Here is a 7,830-nt window from a genome sequence, read left to right as displayed (position 1 = left end):
GTGGTGCTGGTGAGGCATTAGCGCTTGCCAACAAGGATACGTATACCACTGTGGATGAGGACTTGGCCGTGTTCTCGACCGCCAAGGTGGGGAGTGTCGCGTCCGGAACCGACAAGCTCTATGACCTCGAAAAATTCTGGGACGCGCAAGGCCGCTTCATGCTCGTCGACCCACAGACGATCACGTTGACACAGGGCGACGGCAGATCGACAACGATCACGCTTTACGCCAACGATACGTTGAATGACGTGGCGGACAAACTCAACGAGGCGATTGTCAAGGGGCTGGGGCAGGGAGAGTACGTTGGAGGGCTGACCTCCAAGTTTGTGAACTATACGGGCGCGGCCATAGGAGGTGGCAGTCTTGAAAGCACTCCAGGCACCATTGTTATCCGTTCCGCTCTGCCAGGCGCGTCCGGCAAGATCAGTTTCGCCGGCGACGAGGAACTCATCAATGCGTTCTCTCTAAACGTCATCCAACAATCTAAGGAAACCGATTATACTGTCACGATCACTGACGCGCACTCCGGCGCAACTGTCTTAGAGAATGAGCGTATTACGGGTAATCGCCTGATCGGCAAACTCAACGCTAACGTGGACGTGGAATTTGCCTTAAATTCCGGTTTTGGGGAGGCCTCGTGGGATGACGCAAAAGGGACCTTCACGTTTTCCGATCCCACGACTTCGACCACTTTCCTTCACCTCGCGGACAACACGACGGTGTTCCAGATCGGCGCCAACGAGGGCGAGGATATGGGCATCAACATCGGCGACATGCGTTCCGACGCTTTGGGCTTGAACACCGTTCTCGTGACCGACCGTACATCGGCGGCCCGCTCCATCACCATCATCGACAGCGCTATCGACAAAGTCTCGACTCAGAGGGCGAAGCTGGGCGCGTACCAGAACCGTCTGGAGCACACTATCACCAACCTGACGGTGGCGGGTGAGAACCTGACGGCGGCCGAAAGCCGGATTAGGGACACCGACATGGCAAAAGAAATGATGAACTTCACCAAACTTCAAATCATGCTCCAGGCCGGTACCAGTATGCTGGCTCAGTCCAACTCCCTGCCGCAGAACGTTCTGAGCCTGTTGCGTTAGGCTTTTCATCGGAATCAGTAGAGGCGCCGGGGGGATTGCTTAAATTCCGCTCCCCGGTCCTCGATTAAAAGGTAAAGTCATGGAAGTCAAACTGTTATCGCGGGAAACGACGCCTTTCGAGAAGCCCCGCAGCGAAGTCCCGCCAGGATTTAAGACTGTGACCGCGCCGAACAAGGCCGAGGCACCTTTGCCCTTGGACATGATGAAAGCTACCGAATCCGAGAGCGAGGCAGTTTTGAACCGGGAAACGGTGGCGGATTTGACGGAGCGGGCGGCGGAATTGTTGTCCGTCTTTGATCGGGAGCTGAAGTATGAGGTTCTGAAAGAGGCGGGCGTAGTTCAGCTTCAGGTGATTGACGCTCGTGATGGTCGGGTGGTGCGCAAGGTCCCGGCGGACGAGATAATCAAGCTCATCCAGGCCATGAAGGAAAAGCTCGATGACCGGGTGGACGTGTGGGCATAGGGAAAGGTTTAGTAATTAGTAAAAGGTTTAGTAATGAGTAAGAGGTTAGAGACGCGCGGCTGTGCGTTTCTAACCTTCCTTGGAGAGGCTCGATGGAGGGGCTCAATGGAGAGGCAAAATGGAGAGGCTCGATCTTTTGTAAACGTTCGCGTTCAGGGAGTTTGGAGGGAAATCGATGGTTGGAGGGAAATCGATGGGAAGATCATTGAATAAAATGCCCTTGGGCTTGGTCTTACAGCGACTGGAACAACAGCAGGAAGAGGATCCTAGCCAAGGAGGAAAGAGAGGGTTACGGTATATCATCAACAATATGAAACATTTGCCGGGTGAGGACGCCCTGACCACCTATGTAGAGACCGTTCAACAGATGTTACCCTGCGTCGGGAGGCTGGCGTCGGCAAGTCAGCGACTGTATAAGGACCGTGAGAGTCTGAAGCCGCTGCTGGAAAGCGTGTATCAGATTCTGGAAGAATGGGACGCGTGGCTAGCGACTAGCGAAAAAGGCACTGCCACGGAGGAGGACCTGCAAGAGCACTTAGAGCGAGTAGCATACGCCATGATCACGTTAAAGGAGACGTCAAGCCAGTACGACGCGGATGTCCTTGCTCGTATGACGGAAGAGCAAGAATGCCGCGATAAGCGAAAAAAAGAAAAAGAAATAGAGATGGAGCGGCAACAAGAGGAAATGGAAATGCAACTGGAAAATGGCGATGAAAAAAGAACCCCACAAGAGACGCGTGGTGGTTTAGGTCTGGCGAGAAATTTGGCGAGAAAGAAGACCTCCCTACGCTCATTGTAAATCCATTATAAATTTATTGTGAATTCATTGTGAATTCATTGTGAATCCCATCAAAAACCTGGAAGAGATCGACCGAATGAAGAGAGAAAATCCTCCAAAGCTAAAGCTAAAGCTAAAGCCAGAGCCAAAGCCAGAGTCAAAGCCAGAACTAAAGGAAAAGGAACCTGTTTCTTTTCCTTATGGGTGTCAATAACTTCTGAAACAAGATTCGTCTTCTCATCTCATCTAGTTCATTGGCCTAACCCCAGAGAGTCAAAATGACATCAAGATGACATGAACGAGGCTATGAAAAGGCTATGAAAAGAGCGCGTCTGGATTTGAATTTGTGGGGAGATTTATGGAGAGATTTGTAGGGAGAGCGGACGACATCGCGCTCTCCCTATTCGAGTTCGTCATTCTCCAACTTTCTATTCCCGGTTCAAAACTGCACTGATTCATACTTTACTATTTAGGACTGTATTTTATTACTGTTTTAAACTTTACAGGCTATTAGTCAATATACAAATTCCTTCACGTTGTCGAGGGTCGTTCCCATCGAGCAATCGATTTTCGGGTCGCAGACAATGTCGATAACGGCAGGCTTGCCGCTTTTTACCGCCCGTTCGAGCGCCTCCGATATCTTGTCCGCGTCAAATACGCGCTCACCATAGCAAGCAAAACCTTCCGCCACCTTCACATAGTCAATCATCCCTTGGTTTTCCGACATTGCCACGTCGCATTCATACCCATAGGCATATTTCTGGTTCTGACGTATCAGCCCTAAATAGGCATTGTTTACAATAACCACGATCACAGGCACTTTGTTTGCCGCGCAAACCGCGAGCTCTTGAACATGGAACGTAAAGCCAAAATCTCCCATTACCGCCACGCTCCGCTTGCCCGTCGCTACCGACGCCCCGAACGCCGCCGGAATATCGTAACCCAGACATCCCGCGCCGCCGGATGGCAGATAGTGACGCGGCTTATCGATATCCTGCAATTGTCCCGACCAGATTTGTGTAATACCGCATCCCGTTGTGAACAAGGTTTCGCTGTTGAAAAATTTATTTAACTCCGCGAAAACTCGATGAGGATTGATGGGTTTGGCATCGTAATCGACTTTACGAGCTAATTCTTTTCTCATCTCCGGCAGCTTCGCGACATCCACGTGAGAACTCTTTTTACCCTTCTTTCGCGCTTCGATCAAAAGCGCCTCAACAGCCTTTTTTGAGTCCGCCACGATACCTAAATCTGGCTGGAAGATTTTCCCGATCTCGCTCTGTTCGACGTTGATATGGATAAACTTTCGTTTACCGCGGTATACTTCAATCGCTCCCGTGTGGCGGTCCGTAAAACGGCAACCAATACCCAGCACGAGGTCGGAGTCGAGAAAAACCCTATTGCCGATCGGTTGCCCCACCTGAATACCACAATGCCCGGCGTTCAGAGGATGCCTGATGGGTATGGCGCCCTTAGCCATATAGGTCGTAATGACCGGCATGTTCAGTGTTTCCGCTAATGTCAAGCACTCTTTCTCCGCTCCGGCGAGCAGCACGCCGCCGCCAATGAGGAGCAATGGATTTTTTGCTTCAGCGATCATATCGATGGCCTCAGCGACGGCCTCAGCGTTTGGAGCGGGGTTGTTGAAAGTCTGGGGAGTGTATGCGACAGTATCGAAGTCAATGTCGGCGTTTTGCACGTCTAATGGTAGGTCGATAACCACAGGACCGGGCTTACCTTCCCGCGCGACCCTAAAAGCATCCGCAAAAACCTCTAGAACTTTTTGAGGATCGGTGACACAGTAGGTTTTTTTTGCCACAGGCTCACATATTTTCGCGATATCAACACACTGAAACGCGTCCTTGCCCAACTGAGCCGTAACGGCCTGCCCTGTCACGGCGATAACGGGAATGCTGTCGATATTGCAAGTGTAAATACCGGTAACGAAATTAGTGGCCCCTGGCCCGGAAGTACACATAGCAACCGCTAGCTTTCCGCTGGCGCGGAAATGTCCACCCGCCGCGTGAACACAGGCCTCCTCGTGGCGATGGCAGAAATGCCTTATCTTGGACTGCTCCAAGTACTTATAAACACCGTTGATACCCGCTCCTGGAATGCCATAAACCGTATCGATGCCTTCCTTTTCCCATATTTTAACAATAATTTCCGCTACCTTCATAAAACATCACCACATTTCAATTAATAAAATTTATATTTCCAAGATATCCATTTAAGAATACTCTTTTTACCTTTCAGATGCAAGATAATTATGATATTTCCTAAAAAGAAATTTATTTTGTTTCAATAGATAAAATATATGCTATACTTACTAAAAAATTTAATGAAATGGAGATCGTGATTTGGAAGATTTGCAAAACGCCATGCCTACCCGTGTCAATCAGTCGTCAGATAAGTTGCTGTCGCTATTGGAGACAATGACGACACAATCAGAGCCGTTGCGCTTACAAGATATTGCTCGCTTGTGTGAGATGAACGCGAGTACAGCGTTGCGTTTTTTAAAAGCCCTGCAGAAACGTCAGTACGTCGACCAAGACACTGAAACGGGCCGATATCGTCTCACCTTCAAATTATGCTCGCTGGCGCAGAACGTCAGCGCGTTCTTTGATCTGCGCAGCCTCACTCGGCCTTTCCTCCGCAACGTTTCCCAAACATTCTCCGAATCGTGCAACCTCGCGATAGAACGCGATATGACGGTTATCTATATAGAAGTAGAAAAAGGCCCGAACAAAATGCTGATGAGTACGCAAAGAATCGGAAACGTGGCGCCGTTGCATTGTACTGGCGTGGGAAAGCTCTTCTTGACCGATTATTCCCCAATGGCGCTGGAGCGGTTGATCGCCATCAAAGGACTGACGGGGTATACACAGCACACGATTATCGATCCGAACGCCTTGAAAGCGGAATTAAACAATATAAAAAAGGCCGGATACGCTTTCGACAATGAGGAATGCGAGGATGGTGCGCGTTGCATAGCGGTTCCTCTGCGCGATTATACGGGGAAAATCAAAGCGGGCCTCAGCGTCAGCGGCCCCGTTGTGAGAATGACGGACAGGCATATCTTTCTTCACCTGCCGCATCTCTTGAGCGCGGCGGAACAAATATCGTTTCAAATGGGCTGGCGGCGAGAAGGGGAAGAACCTTTCGGCCTTTCCGATATTTCGGAGATTAAAGGCTAAACTACAGGCTAAACTACAATGAAAGTTTTCCAAGAAAATTTTCCAAGAAAGTTTTCCAAACGTTTCTGTTTGACATTAATTTCAAGTTGGGAGGATTTTGAAAATGTGGGATTCTAAGGTAAAGGAACACGCGGCGGAACTTCTGAAAAAATTTAAGGGTGATAGCTACACTTTCGGTCTTGGGGTTTTGGATCAAGTCGGGGAAATCGCTCGAAAGCAAGGTAAAAAGGTAACCATCATCGGAGATACGAAGACGTCAAAACTTATTGTGGACAAAGTTATCGACTCGTTAAAAAGCAACGGCCTCGAACCAGTACCTGATCGTTGCGTAGAGGGAGCCAAGCCTAACGCGCCTCGTGAGGACGTTTATCGTTTGGAATCCTACTTGCTGCACTTCCAACCTGATTGTGTGGTCTCTATTGGTGGAGGCAGCGGCATCGACGCCGTGAAGGCGGCGACCTTTCTCTCCGCGTTGGGCACGGAATCTCCTGAGATCGACAACTGGTTTGGTACGGGAGTTGTTTCCGAAGCTCTAAAACGCACGGGCAAGAAGCAAATCCCCCACATCGCGGTGGAGACCTCCGCCAGTAGTGGAGCGCACCTCACAAAGTATTCGAACATCACGGACCCTGTCGCGGGACAAAAGAAGTTGGTTGTGGATGACGCCATCATCCCGTTCCACTCCATTTTTGATTATGCCGTGACGACGAGTATGCCTACGTCCCTTACTGTCGATGGCGCGTTAGACGCTGTGGCTCACGCTATCGAGGTCTTTTATGGCGCTACCGCCGACCAGTACGAACTTTGCAAAGACATTACCGAGACAGTGCTGTGCCTTGTGTTGAACTACACAAAACGCGCCGTAAATGACCCGAACGACCTAGAGGCTCGTGAGGCGCTGGGGCTCGCTACTGACCTCGGAGGATATGCCATCATGATCGGCGGCACCAATGGGGCGCACCTCACCAGCTTCTCCTTGGTGGACGTCACCTCACATGGTCGGGCCTGCGGCATAATGAATCCTTACTATGCCGTTCTTTTCGCGAAGTCCATCGAAAAACATTTGAAGGTTATAGGATCCGCCTATGCCGCCGCGGGGTATACGCAATCCAATTACGCGGCTTTGGGGGAGCGCGATTTGGCCATTGCCGTCGCGAAGGGAATGATGGCCTTTGCTCGCTCCATCGACGCGGAAACGACACTTGGAGAATTTCCCAAATTTACTCCGGAGCATATAACACGCGCTCTTACGGCTGCCAAAGATCCTCAACTCAAGATGAAACTTCAAAATATGCCCGTTCCCATGTCGATTGATCAAGTGGATGAATACATGGGATCTGTGCTTGAAGGAGCTGTAAGGGGTGATTTTTCAAAAGTAAAAACACTTCCTGCCCCCGTTGCCGTATAATGTGCTTTAGGAGATCACTTCTAGTTTCTAATTAGGATATAAGATGTAATATCATGTTATTGATAAGGTCTATAGTTCGAGGCAAGCGGCAGAATTTCTTGGCGTCAAAGTAAAAACTTTACAGCAGTGGGACAGGGAGGATAAATTAAAACCCACTTCACGAAGTAAAACAAATCGGAGGATTTATACCAAGAACCAATAAAAAGATTTTCTGTGCTTGAAGTCTGAGGATTCTCGTGTCAGAGTTGTTGCGTATTGTCGGGTTTCTAACCAAGCTCAGAAACCCGACTTAAGAAACCAGCAAACAATTATTGAACAATTACTGAACAATTATTGAATAATTATTGAATAATTCAACCTTCTTTCGCGCTTATTGAGCAATCTTGCAGCGAATTGAGGCTACGAGATGCCGAGTTTATTTGCGAAGTTGATGGTGGTCTAAATTTTAAGCGCCTAAAATTTCTTCAACTGATAGAAGGCGTAGCAAAACAGCAAATCCGCCTGCTGATTATCGCTCACAAGGATAGGCTGGTACATTTCGGTTTCAAGTGGTTTGAGCACTTTATTAAAGATCATTTTTGTGAGCTAAAAGAGGTTCCTGACGCGCGGATAAAGGGTGTTCTATATTTCTGCGCGCGGCTACAAATCGAAGCTTGAAAGTAAATGCTGTTTGCCCTGTGCCAAAGTCGAGGTACTAGACTAAAGAGCAGGAAAATGTTATCATCTGAATCAGTAAAATTATGGAGTAAGGGTAGGTTAAACGTCATGTTTTTTGCGGATGTTTTTTTATCTAATATCTCGTATAATAAGCCAGAAGCCAGAAGCCAGAAGCCAGAAGCCAGAAGCCAGAAGCCAGAAGCCAGAAGCCAGAAGCCAGAAGC

At 49.0% G+C, this 7,830-nt stretch carries 7 protein-coding genes; 6 read left to right on the top strand and 1 reads right to left on the bottom strand.

Annotated elements, in window-relative coordinates; translation table 11 throughout:
- The 3 genes from LBJ36_06720 to LBJ36_06710 form a co-directional block, all read left to right on the top strand.
- Window positions 1-1,103, top strand: a 1,103-nt coding sequence (locus LBJ36_06720) for a flagellin (protein MDR1378732.1), incomplete at its 5' end; no start/stop codon positions are given.
- Window positions 1,104-1,182: 79 nt separating this feature from the next.
- On the top strand, window positions 1,183-1,566 hold the full coding sequence (locus LBJ36_06715; protein MDR1378731.1) for a flagellar protein FlaG: 384 nt from the start codon (window positions 1,183-1,185) through the stop codon (window positions 1,564-1,566).
- A 193-nt stretch (window positions 1,567-1,759) separates the two neighbouring features.
- Window positions 1,760-2,365 (top strand): hypothetical protein, encoded by a 606-nt coding sequence (locus LBJ36_06710; protein ID MDR1378730.1) that lies wholly within the window; start codon window positions 1,760-1,762, stop codon window positions 2,363-2,365.
- A gap of 493 nt (window positions 2,366-2,858) precedes the next feature.
- On the opposite strand, the gene LBJ36_06705 is transcribed toward LBJ36_06710, so the two are convergent.
- Window positions 2,859-4,523, bottom strand: coding sequence for a hypothetical protein (locus LBJ36_06705; protein ID MDR1378729.1), 1,665 nt, complete (start codon window positions 4,521-4,523; stop codon window positions 2,859-2,861).
- Window positions 4,524-4,704: 181 nt separating this feature from the next.
- Between LBJ36_06705 and LBJ36_06700 the strand changes: the two genes are divergently transcribed.
- From LBJ36_06700 to LBJ36_06690, 3 genes are all read left to right on the top strand, one after another.
- Complete coding sequence (locus LBJ36_06700) at window positions 4,705-5,541, top strand: IclR family transcriptional regulator (protein MDR1378728.1); 837 nt, start codon at window positions 4,705-4,707, stop codon at window positions 5,539-5,541.
- A 103-nt stretch (window positions 5,542-5,644) separates the two neighbouring features.
- Entirely contained in the window at window positions 5,645-6,949 is a 1,305-nt protein-coding gene (locus LBJ36_06695; protein MDR1378727.1) for an iron-containing alcohol dehydrogenase, read from the top strand.
- Between the two features lie 58 nt (window positions 6,950-7,007).
- A complete protein-coding gene (locus LBJ36_06690; GenBank protein ID MDR1378726.1) occupies window positions 7,008-7,151 on the top strand; it encodes a MerR family transcriptional regulator in 144 nt (47 codons plus the stop codon).
- Window positions 7,152-7,830 lie beyond the last annotated feature (679 nt).

It is taken from the genome of Synergistaceae bacterium (assembly GCA_031267575.1).
Lineage (GTDB): Bacteria > Synergistota > Synergistia > Synergistales > Aminobacteriaceae > JAIRYN01.
Note: the sequence above shows the minus strand (reverse complement) of the source record. Positions and strands in the feature narration are given on the sequence as shown.